This is a genomic window from Bacillus sp. TL12, from assembly GCF_022625245.1.
GTDB lineage: Bacteria > Bacillota > Bacilli > Bacillales > Bacillaceae_G > Bacillus_A.
In genome coordinates this window covers 1-563 of the sequence record NZ_JAJJBY010000193.1, presented here as the reverse complement: position 1 = coordinate 563, position 563 = coordinate 1, and the positions used below count along the sequence as shown (strand labels likewise).

The following is a 563-nucleotide window of genomic DNA, read 5'->3' as shown; positions in this document are numbered from 1 at the left end:
TTTTTTATTTCCGCGGGTGTGGCGGAATTGGCAGACGCACCAGACTTAGGATCTGGCGCCTTTGGCGTGGGGGTTCGACTCCCTTCACCCGCATTATGCGGTCGTGGCGGAATGGCAGACGCGCTAGGTTGAGGGCCTAGTGGGGGAAACCCCGTGGAGGTTCAAGTCCTCTCGGCCGCACCAAAGAAAAAATAAAAAAGTACTTGCATTTGAAAGTGCAATGTGATAAGATAATTGAGTCGCTGAAATACAACAACGACAAAACATCATGAATAAGCGCCCGTAGCTCAATTGGATAGAGCGTTTGACTACGGATCAAGAGGTTAGGGGTTCGACTCCTCTCGGGCGCGCCATAACGGGAAGTGGCTCAGCTTGGTAGAGCACCTGGTTTGGGACCAGGGGGTCGCAGGTTCAAATCCTGTCTTCCCGACCACGCGGGTGTAGTTTAGTGGTAAAACAAGAGCCTTCCAAGCTCTGGTCGAGAGTTCGATTCTCTTCACCCGCTTTTAGTTCTTTGAAAACTGAACGAAACAAACAACGTGAAACGTCAATTTTTATTTTAT

General features: G+C 49.7%; 5 tRNA genes. All 5 read left to right on the top strand.

The window, feature by feature from the left end:
* Positions 1 to 12: 12 nt before the first annotated feature.
* A tRNA-Leu gene (locus LOK41_RS28475) sits at positions 13 to 93 on the top strand.
* 4 nt (positions 94 to 97) lie between these two features.
* Positions 98 to 183, top strand: a tRNA-Leu gene (locus LOK41_RS28470).
* A 93-nt stretch (positions 184 to 276) separates the two neighbouring features.
* Positions 277 to 353 (top strand) — tRNA-Arg (locus tag LOK41_RS28465).
* 3 nt (positions 354 to 356) lie between these two features.
* Positions 357 to 433: transfer RNA gene (locus LOK41_RS28460), tRNA-Pro, on the top strand.
* A 1-nt stretch (position 434) separates the two neighbouring features.
* Positions 435 to 505, top strand: a tRNA-Gly gene (locus tag LOK41_RS28455).
* The last annotated feature ends 58 nt before the right edge of the window (positions 506 to 563 follow it).